Raw genomic sequence first — 17,464 nt, 5'->3', positions numbered from 1 at the left:
GGGGTTGACAGAGTGGCGCTGTCAACGTATGTTGACGACATGAGTCAGGCGACGGAACTCGCGGCGGCAGCCGGCAGCACCGACCCCCGGGTCGGGCTGCGCGCCGTCCGCGCGCTGCGCCGGCTGCTCGAGCGACTCGAGGTGGTCCAGGTGGACAACGCCCGCCGACAGGGCTGGTCCTGGCAGGACATCGCCGACGCGCTCGAGGTCAGCCGGCAGGCGGTGCACAAGAAGCACGCCGGGCGGCCGGCGGTCAATCAATCGTGGGAGGCGTGATGTTCGAACGGTTCACCGACCGGGCGCGCGGCGTGGTCCGGCAGGCGGTGGAGGAGGCACGGGCCGAGGGCCAGCGCCCGGTCGGCACCGAGCACCTGCTGCTCGCCCTCGTGGCCGACGAGGCCGGGCTGGCCAGTCGGGTGCTGGCCGACGCCGGCGTCCGCGCCGACGACCTGCGCGAGCGGGTCCGCCGGCACGCCGCCAACGGGGGCGCCGGCCTCGGCGACGCGGACGCGGCGGCGCTGCGCGAGATCGGCATCGACCTGGCCGCCATCGTGGCCCGCATCGAGCAGTCCTTCGGGCCGGACGCCCTGCGCGAGGCCGTGCCGGCACCGCGACGCCGCTGGGGCCGCCGGCGCTTCCTCGGCGGGCCGTTCTCGCCCCGCTCCAAGAAGGTGCTGGAGTTGTCGCTGCGCGAGGCGCTGCGGTTGCGCCACAACCACATCGGCACCGAGCACATCCTGCTCGGCGTGCTCCGCGAGGGCCAGGGGCTGGGCGCGCTGGTGCTCACCGAGGCCGGGGCCGACCTCGACGACCTGCGCCGGCGGGTCGAGAGCGCGCTGCGGACGGCGGCCTGACAGCGGTCGTGGTGAAACGGCGGCGGACGCGTTGAAACCTGTCTGTGGCACTTCCGACGCCGGCCGCCCGGGGGCTCGCTGAAGGCGTTCCGGTGCTGCACACTGACGCCGTGGATGCTGCACAGGAAAGGCGGCCCTCGGGCGGCGACGGCGGGCTGCGTTCCGCCGTGGTGGTCAACCCGGTGAAGGTCGACGATCTCGACGAGCTGCGCCGCACCGTCAACGACGCCCTCGCCGCCGCCGGCTGGCCCGAGCCCCAGTGGTTCGAGACCACCGTCGACGACCCCGGCCGGGGCCAGACCGAGCAGGCCGTCAAGGCCGGCGTCGACCTGGTCTTCGCCTGCGGCGGCGACGGCACCGTGATGTCCTGCGTCAGCGGCCTGGTCGGCACCGACGTGGCGTTGGCCGTGCTGCCCCAGGGCACCGGCAACCTGCTCGCCGCCAACCTGGGGCTCTCCACCGACCTGGCCGCCGGGCTGCAGGTCGCCGTCGAGCGGGGCCGGCGGCTGCTCGACGTCGGTGCCGTCGAGGACCGGTACTTCACCGTGATGGCCGGCATGGGCTTCGACGCCCAGATGCTGGCCGCCACCTCGGAGACCACCAAGGCCCGGATCGGCTGGCCCGCGTACGTCATGGGCGCCGCCCGGCACCTGCGGGACCGGCCGATGCGGGTACAGATCCGCATCGACGACCGCCCGCCGGTACGCCGTCGAGCCCGCTCGGTGCTGATCGCCAACGTGGGCCGACTCCAGGGCGGGGTGCGCCTGCTCACCGAGGCCGAGCCGGACGACGGCTGGCTCGACGTCGCGGTGCTCACCCCGCGCAACCTGCGGCACTGGCTCGCCCTCGGCTGGGCGGTGATCCGCCGCAGCGGGCAGGTGCCGCGGATGGAGGTGTTCCGCGGCCGGCGCGTGGTGGTCACCAGCAACCGGGCCCAGCCCCGGGAGCTGGACGGCGACCTCATCTCCCCGGCCCGGCAGCTACGGGCCGACGTCCGACCCCAGGCGCTCTGGCTCTGCGTGCCGCAGCCCGAGGACGCCCCCGACCTGGCCGTCGACGCGCAGGGCGCCGGGGAGCGGGGCGAGGAGCTGATCAAGGAAGCGCGCAGTGAGTAGCACCCGGATCGTGCCGGAGACCCGGCTGATGGCCGACGAGGAGCTGTCCGCCGACGACGCCTGGCACACACTGCGCCGTCAGGGCGGCTGGCACCTGCTGCGGGACGCCTTCATCCGTTTCCGCTACGGCGACGGGTTCAGCCACTCCCGTGCCTTCGCGTTGCAGCTCTGCCTCGCCGTGGTGCCGTTCATGATCGCCCTCACCGGCCTCATCAGCGAGCTGGGCGTCGAGGAGGGCGGCCGCGTGGTCGCCGACACCGTCCTGGCGCTCACTCCCGGCCAGAGCGAGCAGATGGTCGCCGAGCTGCTCGGCGAGGGCGAGCGCGTCGAGGACGCCGGCGAGCTGGCGCTCACCCTCGGTCTGCTCACCGGGCTGGTCGCGCTGACCACCACGATGGCCCAGATCGAACGGGGTGCCAACCGCATCTACGGCGTGGAGCGGGACCGACCGGCACTGTGGAAGTACCTCCGCGCCGCCGTGCTGGCCGTCAGTGCCGGCCTGCCCGCGCTCGCCGGCTTCCTCATCCTCGTCGCCGGCGGGGCGGTGGGTGACTCGGTGCGGGAGCACTACGAGTGGGGCGACGTCGCCGACGGCATCTGGAACGTGATCCGCTTTCCGCTGAGCCTCGGGCTGACCGTGCTCGCCGTGGCGGTGCTGTTCCGGCGCGCGCCGCGCCGCAAACAACCCGGCCTCTCCTGGCTCTTCTTCGGCGCCGGCATCGCCACGGCGCTCTGGTGGCTGGCCAGCCTGCTGCTCGCCGCGTACGTGCGGTTCAGCGACGGCTTCGGCCAGACGTACGGTGCGCTGACCGGGATGATGGCGCTGCTGCTGTGGGCCAACCTCACCGGCATGGCGCTCTTCGGCGGGCTGGCCTTCGCCGCCCAGCTGGAGGCACTGCGCATCGGGGTGCAGGAGCCCGCCCAGCCGGATCTGTGGGAGCCCGAGGCCGACCGCGCCGAGCTCCTCGACACCGGAGACATGACGGCCCTGTAGCCGCCCCCGCCGGGCGTCCGCGTGTACGGCAGGCGCCGATCGGGTAAAGCGCCTCGCCAGACAGACAAGGGAGGTGCGGGGTGACCGCGGTCAAAGAGGTGGCGAGGCGTCCGATCGGTCACTTCGCCGAGCGGAGCGTCGCCGGTCTGGTCGCCGTCACCGGCGCCGGAGTGGCCTTCGGGCTGCTGTTGTTGCTGGTCCGGGTGCGGTGGAGCCCGTTGCAGGACGCCGACCACGCGGTCGCCGAGTGGTTCAACGGGCTCGTCGCCCCGCACCACGCGCTGGTCACCGTGCTCCAGGCGGTGACCGACCTGGGCGGGCGGCCCATCCTCATCTGGCTGGTCACCATCGCCGTGGTGGGGCTGCTCATCCGGCGGCAGCCGCGGCTGGCCGTCTACCTGATCGTCACCGGGGTCGGTGGTCTGATCCTCGACCCGTCCCTGAAGGAGCTGGTCGGCCGGCTCCGTCCGGTGGTGGACGTGCCGGTCGCCAGCGCTCCCGGCAACAGCTTCCCGAGCGGGCACGCGCTCGGCTCGTTCGTCGCGTACGGGGCGCTGCTGCTGGTGTTCCTGCCGGCGATGGCGCCCCGCTGGCGTAAGCCGGCGATCGTCGCGGTCGGCGTGCTGGTGGCCCTGGTCGGGCTGACCCGGATCGCGCTGGGCGTGCACTTCGTCTCCGACGTGCTGGCCGGTTGGCTGCTCGGCGCCGCCTGGCTGGGCGTCACCGCGTACGCGTTCCGCCTGTGGCGTCGTGAGCGGGGCCGCCCGGTGGTCCCGTTGACCGAGGGACTGGAGCCGGAGGCCGGGCACGACATCGCCCCCGCCCCCGCCGAAGAGCACGTGCTGGCCCACCCCCGCTCGGCGGTGGCCGAGCTGCTGGTCGGCTGGGTGCTGGTGTTCGGGGCGCTGTACGCCTTCGGCATGTACGTCAGCTACCACGCCAAGGGCACCTTCTTCCACACCCTCGACACGGAGGTGCCGCGCTGGTTCGCCGACCGGCACACCGAGGTGCTGACCGAGGTGAGCTGGTGGTGGAGCAAGTTCGGCGACACCCACGCGATCCTGCTGATCTCGCTGGTGTTCTGTCCGCTGGTGCTCGCGGTGTGGCGGCGTTGGCGGCCGGTGCTGTTCGTGGCGCTGGCGATGGTCGGCGAGCTGACCCTCTTCCTCGCCTCCGCCCGGGCGGTCGACCGGCCGCGCCCGGCGGTGGAGAACCTGGACGGGCAGATGCCCACCTCGTCCTTCCCGTCCGGGCACATCGCGGCGACCATCTGCGTCTGGCTGGCGATCGCCGTCGTCGTGCTGCCGCGTACCGACCGCTGGTGGCGTTGGATCTTCGTGGCCCTCGCGGTGATCATGCCGGTCGGGGTGGCCACCTCGCGGATGTACCGGGGGATGCACCACCCGACCGACTTCATGGGCGCGATCCTGCTCTCCGCGCTCTGGATCGGGCTGCTCTACCTGGTCATCCGCCCGAACGCCGACGTGCGGGAGGGCAACCGGCCGAGCATCGAGTCGGAGGACGTGGGCAGCCTCGACGACGAGCTGGCCCGGGCCGGCCGGGCGGACTGAGCGCCGCCGTGCTGCGGGTGATGACCTGGAACATCCGGACGGGTGGTCGGGACCGGAACGGCCCGGGCCGGCTGGACCGGGTGATCGAGGTGATCACCGCGCAGGCGCCGGACGTGCTGGCCCTGCAGGAGTTGCGCGGCTTCGAGCGCGGCGGACTCATGGCCCAGGTGGCCACCCGGGTGGGGATGACACCCCATCTGGCCCGGTCCTGCTTCGGGCAGCCGGTGGCGGTGCTGGTCCGGCCACCGCTGCGGGTCGTCGCCGCGGGGGCGCTGCGCCGGCCGTTCCACCACGCCGCCGCCCGCGTCGTGGTGGGCACCTCGGCCGGCCCGCTGACCGTGCTCGGCACCCACCTCTACCCGTACTCGGGGGGACGGCGGCGGGTGGAGGTGGACTGGCTGGTGGCCGCGGCGCGACGGGCCCAGGGGCCGCTGACCCTGGTCACCGGTGACCTCAACTCGCTCGACCCCACCGCCGACCACACGGCGCGCCTGGCCGGGATGCCCGCCCTGTACCGGCGTCGCCATCTGCGGCGGGGCGGCGGCAGCGTGGACACCCGCGTCGTCGCCCGGCTGCTGGCCGCCGGCCTGGTAGACCTCTGGCCGTCGGTCGCCGCCGGAGCACCGGAGGCCGACGGCCTCACCGTGCCCACCCGGTTCGGCGGGGGCGAGTTCGCCGGGATGCGGCTGGACTACCTGTTCGGCACCCCGGCGCTGGCCGAGCGGGTCCGGGACTGCCGGGTGATCCGGGGCGGGGCGGCGGACACGGCGTCGGACCACTACCCCGTACTGGCCGATGTGGACCTGACCGCCGGCTGACCGGGTGATCCCGGCGCCGTGCCCCCGCCGGTCAGAGCACCACGTTGAGCAGGACGGTGAGCACCACCGAGGCGAGGATCGAGAAGAGGATCATCAGGAGGCAGCCGAGGCCGCCACCGAGCGGCCGGATCTCCGTGTTGCCGAAGCGCATGGGGTCACCTGTTCGTCAGAGTCGGGGAGAGGAGATGGCGGACCGCGTCAGCGACCGCCGTCGGGGCGGTGGTGGCCACGTTGTGGGCGGCGCCGGACACGGCCACCGGGCGACCGTCGGGGACCAGTCGGGCCGCCAGGTCCCGCCAGGCGGCCGGCACCACCGGATCACGGCCACCGGTGATCACCACGGTCGGCGCGGCTATCCGCACCAGGTCGGCCTCGATCGGGTTGTGGACCGAGTGCGACAGCGTCGCGAGGACCCGCCACGGCCGGGCGTCCCAGATGTCCCGAAGCAGGATCGGCGCCTGCCAGGGCGCCTCCCGCAGGGTGTCGACCAGCCACCGGCCGAACTGGCCGCGTCGCGACCGGGCGGCCGGGTCGCTGGTCGGCCCGGCCAGCACCAGCGCGCGGACCGCGTCCGGGCGCGCCGCGGCGAGCGCGGCGGCCACCTCGGCGCCGAACGAGTGCCCGAGCAGGCAGACCGGCGGTAGCCGGTACGCGGCCAGCCAGGCGGCCAGGTGGTCGGCGTGCCGGCGCACGTCGTACGCGCCCCGGGGCCGCTCGGTCAACCCGAAGCCGGGCAGGTCCGGCACGTACACCGGGTGGGTGGAGGCGAGCGCGACGGCCAGCGGGGTGAGGTACCGGTGCGAGACCGCCAGGCCGTGCACCAGCACGACCGGCGGAGCCCCGGTCCCCGGGTCGGCGCTGCGCCGGGTGTGTGTCCGTAGCCCGTCGACCAGTCGCCACTCGCTGACCAACCCGGCGGCCGGTCTGGGCGCGGCCAGCGCCAGCCGCAGCTCCGCGAGGCTGAACCGCCCGGCCGGGCTGAGCTTCACAGCTCACGCAGCCGCGGCAGCAGCTGCTCCTGCGCCCAGTCCAGGAACATCGGCTGGCTCTCCCCGCCGACCTGGACGACCGCCACGTGGGTGAAGCCGGCGTCGACGAACTTCCGGAACGCCTCGACGTGCGCGTCCACGTCCGGGCCGCAGGAGATGCCCTCCGCGACGTCCTCCTCGCGGACGAACTGCGTGGCGGCGGCGAAGGAGTCCGGGCCGGGCAGCTCGGCGTTGACCTTCCAGCCCAGCCCGAACCAGCGGAACTGGTCGTGCACGATCTTGCGGCACTCCGCCTCGTCCGGGCCGTAGCAGATGGCGACCTGCCCGTAGCGGGGCTGGCCGGCGCCGCCGGCGTCGTCGTACATCTCGATGATGTGCCGGTCCGGCTCGGTGGCCACGATGCCGTTGCCGTACTCGGCCGCCAGGGTGGCCGACTGCCGGCCGGAGGCGGCGATGGCCATCGGCACCGGCCGCTCGGGGCGGTCCCAGACGTAGGCGTCGGGTACGTCGAAGTGGTTGCCGGAGAAGGTCAGCGACTCGCCGTTGAGCAGCGGCCGGATGATCTGCAACGCCTCCTCGAACATCTCGTGCCGCTGCTGCACGTGCGGCCAGCCGCCGACCACGTGCTCGTTCAGGTTCTCCCCGGCGCCCAGACCGAGGGTGAACCGGCCGTCCGAGAGAGCACCGATCGTGCTGGCCTTCTGCGCCACGACGGCCGGGTGGTAGCGGCGGATCGGGCAGGTCACGAAGGACATCAGCTCCGCGCGGGAGGTGGCGTGGGCGACCGCGCCGAGCACCGACCAGGCGTACGGGGAGTGCCCCTGCGCGTCCAGCCAGGGGTAGTAGTGATCGGAGATCACCAGTTGGTCGAAGCCGGCTGCCTCCGCCCGTACCGCGTGGTCGATCAGCTGCTTCGGACCGGACTGCTCACACATCAGGGTGTAGCCGACGCCGACCATCCTGGTAACCCCTTCCCACCGCACGCTTCGTCCCGGGATACCCAGGTCGGCAGCGGTCAACCCTCCCGTCCGGTTCGGACGGGTGACGCTTGACGGATGACCGCGGCCTGCCTACGGTCGCTCTTAACCGGTTAAGACTCCGGTATTGGCGCACATCCTGTGGTGGGGATGACCGCCCCGTGACGGCCCGCGTCCGCGTGGGCCGTCACGGCTGTCTCCGGCCCGGGCCCGGCAACTGAACCGGTTGCGCCGGTCGATCCATCGTCCTACGCTGATGCCTGCGCCGCCGGGATCCGGGCGGTGGCTGTCGGGCTGCAGCCGCCTTCCCCTGTCACGTCCCACCCCTGTCGGGCACCGGGGGTCCTCCCTGAGGAAGGCCATGAAGACTCGACTCTCCGCCGCCGGCGCGGCCCTGCTCGCGCTGGTCGTCGCCGTGCTGGCGTTCGGCCAGCCGGCACACGCCGCGGCCGGCTTCTCCGTCGCGGGCGGCAAGCTGTACGACGCCAACGGCACCGAATTCATCATGCGCGGGGTCAACCACGCGCACACCTGGTACCCCCAGGAGACCAGCTCGTTCGCCAACGTCAAGGCGCTCGGCGCGAACACCGTCCGGGTGGTGCTCTCCAGCGGCGACCGGTGGACCCGCAACACCAACGCCGACGTCGCCAACGTCATCTCGACGTGCAAGGCCAACCGGCTGATCTGCGTGCTGGAGGTGCACGACACCACCGGCTACGGCGAGCAGAGTGGCGCGATCACCCTCGCCCGGGCCGTCGACTACTGGCTCAGCCTCGCCGACGTCCTCGCCGGCCAGGAGAGGTACGTCATCGTCAACATCGGCAACGAGCCGTACGGCAACCAGAACTACGCCTCCTGGGCCACCGACAACGCCACCGCGATCAGTCGACTGCGTGCCGGCGGCCTGACCCACACGATCATGGTGGACGCGCCGAACTGGGGTCAGGACTGGTCGTTCACCATGCGCGACAACGCCGCCTCGGTCTTCGCCGCCGACCCGGCCCGCAACACCGTCTTCTCCATCCACATGTACGGCGTCTTCGACACCGCCGCGGAGATCAGCGACTACCTGGGTCGCTTCCGCGCCGCGGGGCTGCCCATCGTGGTCGGCGAGTTCGGGTTCAACCACTCCGACGGTGACCCGGACGAGGACACCATCCTCGCCTACAGCCAGGCCAACGGGATCGGCTGGTTGGGCTGGTCGTGGAGCGGCAACGGCGGTGGCGTGGAGTATCTCGACATGGCCACCGCCTTCAACCCGGCCAGCCTGACCAGTTGGGGCCAGCGGATCTTCAACGGCGCCAACGGGATCCGGCAGACCGCCCGGGAGGCAACCGTCTTCGGCGGCACCCCGCCGCCGACCACACCCCCACCGACCACTCCACCGCCGGCTGGTGGTTGCACCGCCACCTACACCGTCACCAACCAGTGGCAGGGCGGATTCCAGGGTGAGGTGAAGGTGACCGCCGGCGCGACGGCGATCACCGGCTGGAGCGCCCGGTGGGCCTTCGCCAACGGCCAGAGCGTCAGCCAGGCCTGGAACGCGACGCTGACCAGCAGCGGAGCCACCGTGACCGCGCGCAACGTGGACTACAACGGCAGGTTGGCCGCCGGCGCCAGCACCAGCTTCGGCTTCATCGGCGGCTGGACCGGCAGCAACGCCAGGCCCGAGGTGAGCTGCACCGCGAGCTGACCGACGGGCAGGTGGCCGGGCCCGAGCCGGGCCCGGCCACCGCGACCCTGGTCAGTGCTCCCCGGCCAGGTTCACGATGACCACCCCCGCGATGATCAGTGCGATGCCGGCGAGCTTGGCCAACCTGACCGGCTCGTCGAGGAACACCGCCCCGATCGCCACGATGGTGGCGGTGCCCAGGCCCGACCAGAGGGCGTACGCGACCCCCACCGGGATCTCCTTGACCGCCTGCGCCAGCAGGATGAACGCCACCACGTAACCGCCGAGGCACGCCACCGTCGGCCAGAGCCTGCTGAACCCGGCGGTGGTCTTGAGGAGGCTGGTCGCCAGCACCTCGGCGGCGATGGCGATCCCCAGCAGCACGTACGCCATGCGGTCCTCAGTCCTGGTTGCTCGGCGGGAACTCGTCGCTGGTCAGGCTAGCGCCGCCGCTGCTCGGCTTGGTTGGTCCACGACGTGCGAGCCCTCGCGCCCGGTGCGGCGTGGCGTCCGTGCGCCCGGGTGCATGTCGTCCAGAAGCTTTGGAGCTGATGTCACAAACGATTCAGGCCGAGTGCGCCCACTTGCTGCAGCCAACGAGCAGGCAGCTGCGGCGGGTAGCGGGCGGCGGATGGCGGGATGCGGGCGGCCCGTGGCGAGTAGCGGGCGGCCGGGTGGCGAGTAGCGGGCGGCCGGTGGCGGATGGCGGCCGGTGGCGAGTAGCGGGCGGCCGGGTGGCGAGTAGCGGGCGGCCGGTGGCGGATGGCGGCTGGCGGGCGGCCGCTGGGGGCTGGCGGGATGCGGGCGGCCGGTGGCGAGTAGCGGGTGGCGGGTGGCGGGCAGCAGTGCGGGTTGCGGTTGCGGGTGAGTCGTTTACGACATCAGCTCCAAAGGCGATGCAGGTAGCTACTCCGGCCCCGAGGCCGAGATTCCCCACCCGGTTCCCTCCGGAGCTTGATGCGCCGTCAGTCTGTGCCCGCGGCCAGGCGGCGATGTCGCGGCACCGATCGGGTCTGGCTCCGGCGGTGGCGTCCCGGCCCGGCCTGGGCGGCGGTCCGCCCGGTTCTTGGGGGTGGCGGGTCCGGGCGGTGGTGACTTCGGCCTAGGCAGTGGCCCGTCCGGTTTCGGCGGCGAGCCGGGCCGCCCGCATGGTGAGGTAGCGCTGCTCGGGCAGGCTGCTCGTGCGCCCGGCGGCGGCCCGGTAGTCGGCGATCGCCCGGTCCCGGTCGCCGGCCATCTCGTGCAGGTGGGCGCGGGCGGCGGCCAGCCGGTGGTGTCCGGCCAGCTGCGGGTCGTCGGTCAGCGCGTCGAGGGCGGCCAGTCCGGCCGCCGGTCCGTGCACCATGGCGGTCGCCACGGCCCGGTTGAGGGACACCACCGGGCTGCCGGACATCCGTTCCAGCACCTCGTAGAGCGCCAGGATCTGCGGCCAGTCGGTCTTCTCGGTGCTGGGCGCCTCGTCGTGCAGGGCGGCGATGGCGGCCTGCACCTGGTACGGGCCGGTCGGGCCGCGCGGCAGCGCCCGGGTGACCAGCGCGACCCCCTCGGCGATCGCCGCCGCGTCCCATCGCGTGCGGTCCTGGTCGGCCAGTGAGACCAGCTCGCCGGAGGGTCCGGTACGGGACGGGCTACGGGCCTCGGTGAGCAGCATCAACGCCAGCAACCCGGCCGATTCGCTGTCGTTGGGCAGCCGAGCGTGCAGCGCCCGGGTCAGCCGGATCGCCTCCGCCGCCAGGTCGACCCGGCGCAGGTCCGGGCCGGCGGTGCTGGTGTGCCCCTCGGTGAAGATCAGGTAGAGCACCTGCCGTACGGCGGCCAGCCGGTCGGCCCGCTCGGCCTCGTCGGGCATCCGGAACGGCAGGCCGGAGGAGCGGATGCGCTGTTTGGCCCGGCTGATCCGCTGCGCCATGGTCGCCTCGGGCACCAGGAACGCACGCGCGATCTCGGCGGTGCTCAGCCCGCCGACCGCGCGCAGGGTGAGCGCGACGGCCGACGCGGTCGTGAGCGCCGGGTGGCAGCAGAGGAGGAGCAGAACCAACGTGTCGTCCCGCTCGCTGGTCAGTTCCTCGTCCGCCGGGGGCGCGTGCTGGCGGTCGTCCGGGGCCTCGCGGACGACCAGGTCCTCCCGGCGGCGCCGGGCCTGCTCGCCGCGGATCAGCTCGATCATCCGGCGGTAGCCGACCTGGATCAGCCAGCCGCGCGGGTTCGCTGGCAGGCCCTCCACCGGCCACTGGGTCGCGGCGGCCAGCAGCGCCTCCTGCACCGCGTCCTCGGCGGTGGCGAAGTCACCGAACCGGCGGGCGAGCACGCCGAGGACCTGCGGCGCCAGCTCGCGCAGCAGGTCCTCGATGTGGGGATCGGTGGGGGTCAGGCCTCACAGCTCCTCAGGTGGGGCGGACATCACCGGGTGCACCTCGATCGGCATGTTCAGTGGCCGGCCGCCGGGGCCCGGTGCGGTGGAGATGTACGCGGCCAGCTCCACCGCCCGCTGCGGGCTGTCGCAGTCGACGATCCAGAAGCCGGCCAGGAACTCCTTCGTCTCGGCGAACGGCCCCTCGGTGACCACCGGCGTCCCGCCCTCACCGGCGCGGACGATCCGCGCCTGCTGCGGGCCACCGAGGCCCTGCCCGTCGACCCACTCCCCGGCGGCGGTGAGCTTGGCGTTGACCTCGCCCATGAACGCGAGGTGCGCCTCGACCTCCTGCGGGGTCCAGGTGTCGATGCCCGGGAAGTCGGTTCCGGCGGTGCTGAACTGCATCAGCAGCATGTACTTCATGGTCTCGCTCCTCACGCCTGCGCACCATCTTCGGTGCTCTCACCCTGAGGTAGAAGCAGGCGGCACCGTTCTCGACACCCCGGCCCAAAATCTTCGGGAATCTTCTCAGCCGGCGGCGGTGACCTCCAGGACCAGGCTCTGCTCCGGGTGCAGCGCGGGCAGTTGCACCCCGACCCGACCCAGCGCCGCCCCGGTGAGCGTGACGCCGGCGGCGAGCCAGCCCGGCGCGGACCGGTCGATCGTCGCCGGGGCGGGCACGTCCGACACCGGCCGGACCAGGTAACGCCGGCCCGGGTCCAGGCCGGGCAGCCGGACCGCGCCGGGGGACTGCGCCACCGAGGTGGCGAGGCGGGCCACCGCGTACACCGCCCGGGTGCCGTCGTGGTCGACCACGCCGTGCGCCCAGACGGCCGGGTCCGGGTGGTCGACCCGGACCACCCGGCCGGTGTGCAGCAGCGGACGGAGCCGCTTGTGCAGCGCCACCCAGGCGGCCAGTTCGGTCTGCTCGGCGGCGCTGATCGAGGCGATGTCCCACTCGATGCCGTGGTGGCCGAAGAGCGCGGTGGCCGCCCGGAAACCGAGGTCGTGCACCCGGTTGGTGGTGTGCGAGCGTTCCGGGCCGACGTGCGTGCCGACCAGCTCCGGTGGCAGCAGCAGCCCCGTCCAGCGTTGGATGCTGAGCCGTTCCAGGGCGTCGTTGCAGTCGCTGGCCCACACCCGGTCGGTGCGCGCCAGGATGGCCAGGTCCACCCGGGCGCCGCCGGACGCGCAGCTCTCGATCTCCACGCCCGGGTGGCGGCTGCGCAGCTCGTCGAGGAGCCGGTAGACCGCCAGCGTCTGCCCGTGCACGCCGGGTCGACCGTGGTGCCCGGCCTCGGTGAGGTCCCGGTTGTGGTCCCACTTGAGGTAGCTGATGCCGGGATGCTCGGTGAGCAGCGCGTCGAGCCGTTCCAGCAGATAGTCGTACGCCTCCGGGCGGCCCAGGTCGAGCACCTGCTGATTGCGCCAGAGCGGCGGCAGACGCCCCGGCACGGCCAGCAGCCAGTCGGCGTGCGCACGGAACAGGTCGGAGTCGGGGTTGACCATCTCCGGCTCGACCCAGATGCCGAACTCCAGGCCCCGGCCGGTCACGTGGTCGATCAGCGGTTGCAGGCCGTCGGGCCAGACGCCATCGTCGATGAACCAGTCGCCGAGCCCCGCGGTGTCGTCGCGGCGTCCGCGGAACCAGCCGTCGTCGAGGACGAACCGCTCGACGCCGATCTGCGCGGCCCGGTCGGCGAGCGCCCGCAGCCGGTCCAGGTCGTGGTCGAAGTAGACCGCCTCCCAGACGTTGAGGGTCACCGGACGGGCGGAGCGCGGGTGCCTCGGCCGGGCGCGCAGGTGGGTGTGGAGCACGTCGCTGAGCCCGTCCAGGCCGGCGTCGGACCAGACCGCGTAGAGCAGGGGGGTGTCGTACGACTCGCCGGGGCCGAGCCGCACCTCGCCAGGGGCCAGCAGCTCGCCGCCGCCGAGGGTCGACTCGCCGGTGGGCCGGCGCTCGGCGAAGGTGACGTGGTCACCGCTCCACGCGGTGTGCACCGCCCACACCTCGCCGTGGCCGAAACCGAACCCGGCGGTGCCGGCGACGAGCAGCAGGGTGGCGTCGTGCCCGGTGCGCCCGTGCCGCCCCTCGCGAACCCAGGTGCCCTGCTGCCACGAGTGCCGCTGCGGGGACCGTTCCCGGCACCACCGGCCGGTCAGGTCCAGCAGTTCGGTGGCGACCGCCGGCACCGGCAGCACCGGGGTCAACTCGCGCAGCTCGTACGGGCTGTCGCCGTCGTTGCGCAGCCGGTGGCGCAGCAGCAGCAACCCGGTCGGGTCCACCTCGACCTCGATGGTCAGGGACAGGCCCGCGGCGGGGTCGCTGGCCCGTACGGTCACGCGAGCCGAACCCTCTCCGGTGGGTTGGTCGACGTCGAGGCCGTCCAGCCGGAACGCGGTGGACCAGCCGGTGCCGTCGCGGTGCCCGGCCAGGCCCGGCCGGCCGCTCCAACCGGTGCTCGGCTCCGGCAGCAGCGAGAGCACGGTGGGCTCGTCGAAGCTGCTCGGCACCACCGGCGGCACGGTCGCGTCGACGAGCTGGCGCAGGGCGTCGTCGTCGAGGTCGCCGACGTCGCCGCCCCAGTGCACGACCCGGGGCAGCCCCGGGCCGCGCGCGTCGAGCACCAGGCTGGTCCGCGCGCGGCGCAGGTGCAGGATCGTCATCCTTTGGAGGCTCCCAAGGTCAGGCCCCGAACGAAGTGCCGCTGGAGCATAAAGAAGATCACCAGGGTGGGGATCGCGACGAGCACGCTGCCCGCCGAGACCAGGTTGTTGTCGGTGAAGAACTCGCCGCGCAGGTTGTTCAGCGAGCTGGTCACCGGGAACTTGTCGCCGGTGCGCATCAGGACGGTGGCCCAGAAGAACTCGTTGTAGATCCAGGTCACCTCCAGCGTCGCCAGCGCGGCCAGGGCCGGTCGGCACAGCGGCATGGTGACCTGCCAGTACTGCCGCCAGATGCTCGCCCCGTCCACCATCGCCGCCTCGTACAGGTCGCGGGGCAGCGCCTTCATGTAGTTGCTGAGCACGAAGACGCAGAACCCGCACTGGAAGGCGACGTTGATCAGGATCAGCCCCCAGTAGCTGTCGTAGAGCAGCTCCGAGTCGCTCATGAACTCCGGCAGCGGCACCTCGGTGAAGAGCCGGAACAGGGGGATGAGCAGCGCCTGCTGGGGCAGCAGGTTGGCTGCGGTGAACACCCCGAGCAGGACGAGGTTGAGTTTCCAACTGAACCGGGCGATCACGAACGCCACGCACGAGGCGAGGAAGAGCGTCAGCAGCACCGCCGGCACGGTGATGTACACCGAGTTGAGGAAGTGCTTGCCGAACTCGGCGGTCTGCCAGGCGGTGACGTAGTTGTCGAGGGTCCAGCCGCCGAACGAGACGTAGCCGTTGGCCGCGGTGTACTCGTAGGAGCGCAGCGACGTCAGCACCGCCCAGGCGATCGGGAACAGCCAGGCCAGCGAGACGGCGATGAGGAAACCGTGCAGCAACATCCGCAGCGGGGTCATCCTGCGGCGGCGCCGCGGTGCGTCGGGCCCGCCCTCGGTACGCCGGGTGATGGTCGCGGTGCTCATTGCCGGTTCTCCCTCATCACGGTCGCCAGGTAGATGGTGATGAAGACGAGCGAGACGACCAGCATGATGGTCGCCAGCGCCGAGCCGAACCCGATCCGGCTCGCCTCACCGACCACGTTCTGGGTGACCAGCGCGGAGATCAGCTCCAACCCGTTGCGGCCCTTGTTGACCACCCAGACCAGGTCGAACGCGCGCAGTGACTCGATCACCGTCACCACCAGCACGATGACGTTGATCGGCCGCAGCACCGGGAACACCACCCGGAAGAACGTCCGGCTCTCCGAGGCGCCGTCGACCGCTGCGGCCTCCCGCAGCGACGGGTCGACGCCCTTCAGCCCGGCCAGGTACAGCAGCATGATGTAGCCGACGTGCCGCCATCCGGAGGCGACCATGACCGCCCAGATGTTGACGTTCGAGTCGCCGTACCAGTCGATGTTGCTGCCGAAGACCGCGTTGATCAGACCCTGGTCGCGGGAGTAGAGCAGCTGCCAGACAAAGCCGATCAACGCCAGCGAGAGCACCACCGGCAGGTAGAGAGCGGTCTGGTAGAACCGGCTGCCCCGCAGCTCCTTGTCCAGCAGGACGGCCAGGAACATGCCGAACGGGGTGGCGACGACGAACAGCGCCCCCAGCCAGAGGAGGTTGTGCTGGATCGCCGGCACGAACGGCGGGTAGATGTTCACCACGTCGCTGTAGTTGCGGGCACCGACGAAGTCGATCTCGTTGAGTGGGCCGATGCCGTCCCAGTCGGTGCCGGAGAGCAGCACGGTGGCCGCCGCGGGCAACCAGACGAACCCGGTGACGAGCAGCAGCGGGACGAGCACCATCAGCGTGATGACCACGCGGTCGGTGCGGGACAGGAGCCGTAGCCGCCGGCGACGACCACCCGTGGAGGTGGTCGTGGCCGGCGGCGGCACGGCGCGATCCGCTTGGATCAGGGGCAGGTCGGACACGATGTCCTCCCCCTTCCGCCGTCAGTCAGTGAAGATCGACTTTTTCTGGTTCTCGATGGACGAGGTCAGGCCGTCGATGTCCTTGGGGTTCTTGATGAACTGCTGGATCGCCGGGATCATCACCGTGGAGGCGAAGTCCGGCCGGGTGTCCCGGTCGAGGAACTGGGCGATCTCGGTGGCCGACCCGACCAGTTCGGCGGCCTTCTTCTGCAAGGCGGTGTAGCCGCTGACGTCGGCGCTGCCGTTGGCGACCAGGGTGGCCGGGTCGTTCTTGACCGTGATGTCGCCGGCTTCCTTGCCACCGAAGTACTCCAGCAGCTTGCGCGCGTTGTCCTCGTTCTTGGGCTTGCGGGCCATCATGTAGCCGTCGATCGGGGCGTCCAGCGCCTTGGCGCCGATGGCCGGGTCGATCTCGGGGAAGGTGAAGAAGTCGAGGTCGCTCTGCTCCTCGTTGCTGAACTGCTGACCGACGAAGAGGCCGAGCATGTACATGCCGCTCTTCTTCTGCTGCAACGACTGCGCGGCCTCCTGCCAGGTGCGGCCGAGGCTGTCCGGCTGGTGCAGGGGGAGCAGGCCGGCCCAGGTGTCGAAGACCTTCTTGACCTTGTCGGAGGTCCAGGCCTCCTTGCCGGCCATCAGGTCGACGTGGAACTGGTAGCCGTTGATGCGCAGGTTGAGGATGTCGAAGGTGCCCATCGCCGGCCAGCCGTCCTTGTCGGCGAAGGCGATGGGTATGAGGCCGTCCCTCTTCATCTGCGCGCCGAGCGCGGTGAGCTGATCCAGGGTTGTGGGCACCTGGTAGCCGTACTGCTGCCACACCGACTTGCGGTAGAACATCGCCCAGGGGTAGTACGACGCCGGGACGAAGTACTGCTTGCCGTCGTCCCCCGTGGACGCCTTCTTGAAGGCGTCGGAGTAGCCGGAGAGCTTGCCCCACACGTCGCTGATGTCGCTGGCCAGGCCCTTCTGCGCGAAGAAACGCATCCGGTAGCCGGCGAACCAGGTGAACACGTCGTCCGGCTTGCCCTGCAGGTAGTTGTTGATGTTCTCCTGGAACGTGTTGTGGTCGACCGTGTTCACCGCGACCTGAACGCCGGACGACGTCTTGAACCCGTCGGCGACCTTGGCGAGGACGTCCTTCGGTTTCGGGTCGGACTGGTTCGAGCCGAGTGACACGTCCTTCGAGTCGGACCCGCCGGCGTCGTCGCCGCAACCGGCCAGCAGGCCGGTGCCGAGCAGCGCGCCGGTGCCGGCCGCGCCGGCCAGCAGTGAACGTCGGTTGATGCCGGCTACGGAGGGCGGTACGAGCCGAGCCAGGTATTCGGCTTGGGATCGGGGACGGGACATCTGTGCCTCCTGCGAATGAAGAGGTGCTACGCCCAAGGGCCGTCAGGGTGGTGAAGGCAGGTGCGGCGCCGTGACTACACAGAGGGATCCCACGAGAATCCACATTGGCAAACACGAACGGCCATTGGGGCCTCAAGCTACCCTCCCGCCGGACGCTGTCAAGAGGGCAATTCGCCTCCAGGAACCCAGCCGTGACACGGCTGTTACGCGGTAAACGTTGGAAAAGAAGTCGATGTTGGAACC

15 protein-coding genes and 1 pseudogene are annotated in these 17,464 nt (G+C 71.8%); 7 read left to right on the top strand and 9 right to left on the bottom strand.

Going from position 1 to position 17,464, the window contains the following annotated elements; genetic code table 11:
- Window positions 1–39: 39 nt before the first annotated feature.
- The 6 genes from ACTWLT_RS04190 to ACTWLT_RS04165 all read left to right on the top strand — a co-directional run bounded on the left by ACTWLT_RS04190 (window position 40) and on the right by ACTWLT_RS04165 (window position 5,352).
- On the top strand, window positions 40–276 hold the full coding sequence (locus tag ACTWLT_RS04190; RefSeq protein WP_252416449.1) for a helix-turn-helix domain-containing protein: 237 nt from the start codon (window positions 40–42) through the stop codon (window positions 274–276).
- Window positions 276–854 carry a Clp protease N-terminal domain-containing protein gene (locus ACTWLT_RS04185; RefSeq protein ID WP_445317212.1) on the top strand — a complete coding sequence of 193 codons (579 nt, stop codon included), beginning with the start codon at window positions 276–278 and terminating at the stop codon, window positions 852–854. The genes ACTWLT_RS04190 and ACTWLT_RS04185 overlap by 1 nt, the downstream gene beginning before the upstream one ends.
- Before the next feature lie 110 nt (window positions 855–964).
- Window positions 965–1,969, top strand: a complete 1,005-nt coding sequence (locus ACTWLT_RS04180; protein WP_252416447.1) for a diacylglycerol/lipid kinase family protein — start codon at window positions 965–967, stop codon at window positions 1,967–1,969.
- Window positions 1,962–2,963, top strand: coding sequence for a YihY/virulence factor BrkB family protein (locus ACTWLT_RS04175; protein WP_445317211.1), 1,002 nt, complete (start codon window positions 1,962–1,964; stop codon window positions 2,961–2,963). Before ACTWLT_RS04180 ends, ACTWLT_RS04175 begins: the two co-directional genes overlap by 8 nt.
- Window positions 2,964–3,043: 80 nt before the next feature.
- Window positions 3,044–4,534 carry a phosphatase PAP2 family protein gene (locus tag ACTWLT_RS04170; protein ID WP_445317210.1) on the top strand — a complete coding sequence of 497 codons (1,491 nt, stop codon included), beginning with the start codon at window positions 3,044–3,046 and terminating at the stop codon, window positions 4,532–4,534.
- An 8-nt stretch (window positions 4,535–4,542) separates the two neighbouring features.
- Entirely contained in the window at window positions 4,543–5,352 is an 810-nt protein-coding gene (locus ACTWLT_RS04165; RefSeq protein ID WP_445317209.1) for an endonuclease/exonuclease/phosphatase family protein, read from the top strand.
- Window positions 5,353–5,507: 155 nt separating this feature from the next.
- Here ACTWLT_RS04165 and ACTWLT_RS04160 read toward each other — a convergent pair whose 3' ends face one another.
- A complete protein-coding gene (locus ACTWLT_RS04160; RefSeq protein WP_445317208.1) occupies window positions 5,508–6,341 on the bottom strand; it encodes an alpha/beta fold hydrolase in 834 nt (277 codons plus the stop codon).
- The gene (locus tag ACTWLT_RS04155; RefSeq protein WP_252416442.1) at window positions 6,338–7,300 is read right to left on the bottom strand and encodes a TIGR03557 family F420-dependent LLM class oxidoreductase; all 963 of its coding nucleotides are present in this window, start codon (window positions 7,298–7,300) and stop codon (window positions 6,338–6,340) included. The genes ACTWLT_RS04160 and ACTWLT_RS04155 overlap by 4 nt, the downstream gene beginning before the upstream one ends.
- A gap of 379 nt (window positions 7,301–7,679) precedes the next feature.
- Here ACTWLT_RS04155 and ACTWLT_RS04150 point away from each other — a divergent pair, with 379 nt between their 5' ends.
- A complete protein-coding gene (locus ACTWLT_RS04150) occupies window positions 7,680–9,011 on the top strand; it encodes a cellulase family glycosylhydrolase (RefSeq protein WP_445317207.1) in 1,332 nt (443 codons plus the stop codon).
- A 51-nt stretch (window positions 9,012–9,062) separates the two neighbouring features.
- Here ACTWLT_RS04150 and ACTWLT_RS04145 read toward each other — a convergent pair.
- From ACTWLT_RS04145 to ACTWLT_RS04115, 7 genes and pseudogenes are all read right to left on the bottom strand, one after another.
- A pseudogene (locus tag ACTWLT_RS04145) lies at window positions 9,063–9,401 on the bottom strand (DMT family transporter); the annotation flags it as partial.
- Between the two features lie 691 nt (window positions 9,402–10,092).
- The gene (locus tag ACTWLT_RS04140; protein ID WP_445317206.1) at window positions 10,093–11,298 is read right to left on the bottom strand and encodes an RNA polymerase sigma factor; all 1,206 of its coding nucleotides are present in this window, start codon (window positions 11,296–11,298) and stop codon (window positions 10,093–10,095) included.
- Between the two features lie 66 nt (window positions 11,299–11,364).
- Complete coding sequence (locus ACTWLT_RS04135) at window positions 11,365–11,781, bottom strand: YciI family protein (protein ID WP_445317205.1); 417 nt, start codon at window positions 11,779–11,781, stop codon at window positions 11,365–11,367.
- 90 nt (window positions 11,782–11,871) lie between these two features.
- The gene (locus ACTWLT_RS04130) at window positions 11,872–14,010 is read right to left on the bottom strand and encodes an alpha-galactosidase (protein ID WP_445317204.1); all 2,139 of its coding nucleotides are present in this window, start codon (window positions 14,008–14,010) and stop codon (window positions 11,872–11,874) included.
- On the bottom strand, window positions 14,007–14,921 hold the full coding sequence (locus ACTWLT_RS04125; protein WP_445317203.1) for a carbohydrate ABC transporter permease: 915 nt from the start codon (window positions 14,919–14,921) through the stop codon (window positions 14,007–14,009). The genes ACTWLT_RS04130 and ACTWLT_RS04125 overlap by 4 nt, the downstream gene beginning before the upstream one ends.
- Window positions 14,918–15,874 carry a carbohydrate ABC transporter permease gene (locus ACTWLT_RS04120; RefSeq protein ID WP_252416435.1) on the bottom strand — a complete coding sequence of 319 codons (957 nt, stop codon included), beginning with the start codon at window positions 15,872–15,874 and terminating at the stop codon, window positions 14,918–14,920. Before ACTWLT_RS04120 ends, ACTWLT_RS04125 begins: the two co-directional genes overlap by 4 nt.
- A gap of 21 nt (window positions 15,875–15,895) precedes the next feature.
- Entirely contained in the window at window positions 15,896–17,221 is a 1,326-nt protein-coding gene (locus ACTWLT_RS04115) for an ABC transporter substrate-binding protein (protein WP_445317202.1), read from the bottom strand.
- Window positions 17,222–17,464: the final 243 nt, after the last annotated feature.

This window comes from Micromonospora yongxingensis (genome assembly GCF_052601155.1).
Note: the sequence above shows the minus strand (reverse complement) of the source record. Positions and strands in the feature narration are given on the sequence as shown.

Coding starts and splice junctions, on each gene's coding strand:
- ACTWLT_RS04130 (WP_445317204.1), bottom strand. CDS start 14,010: ATGACGATCCTGCACCTGCGCCGCGCGCGGACCAGCCTGGTGCTCGAC.
- ACTWLT_RS04185 (WP_445317212.1), top strand. CDS start 276: ATGTTCGAACGGTTCACCGACCGGGCGCGCGGCGTGGTCCGGCAGGCG.
- ACTWLT_RS04115 (WP_445317202.1), bottom strand. CDS start 17,221: ATGTCCCGTCCCCGATCCCAAGCCGAATACCTGGCTCGGCTCGTACCG.
- ACTWLT_RS04150 (WP_445317207.1), top strand. CDS start 7,680: ATGAAGACTCGACTCTCCGCCGCCGGCGCGGCCCTGCTCGCGCTGGTC.
- ACTWLT_RS04155 (WP_252416442.1), bottom strand. CDS start 7,300: ATGGTCGGCGTCGGCTACACCCTGATGTGTGAGCAGTCCGGTCCGAAG.
- ACTWLT_RS04125 (WP_445317203.1), bottom strand. CDS start 14,921: ATGAGCACCGCGACCATCACCCGGCGTACCGAGGGCGGGCCCGACGCA.
- ACTWLT_RS04190 (WP_252416449.1), top strand. CDS start 40: ATGAGTCAGGCGACGGAACTCGCGGCGGCAGCCGGCAGCACCGACCCC.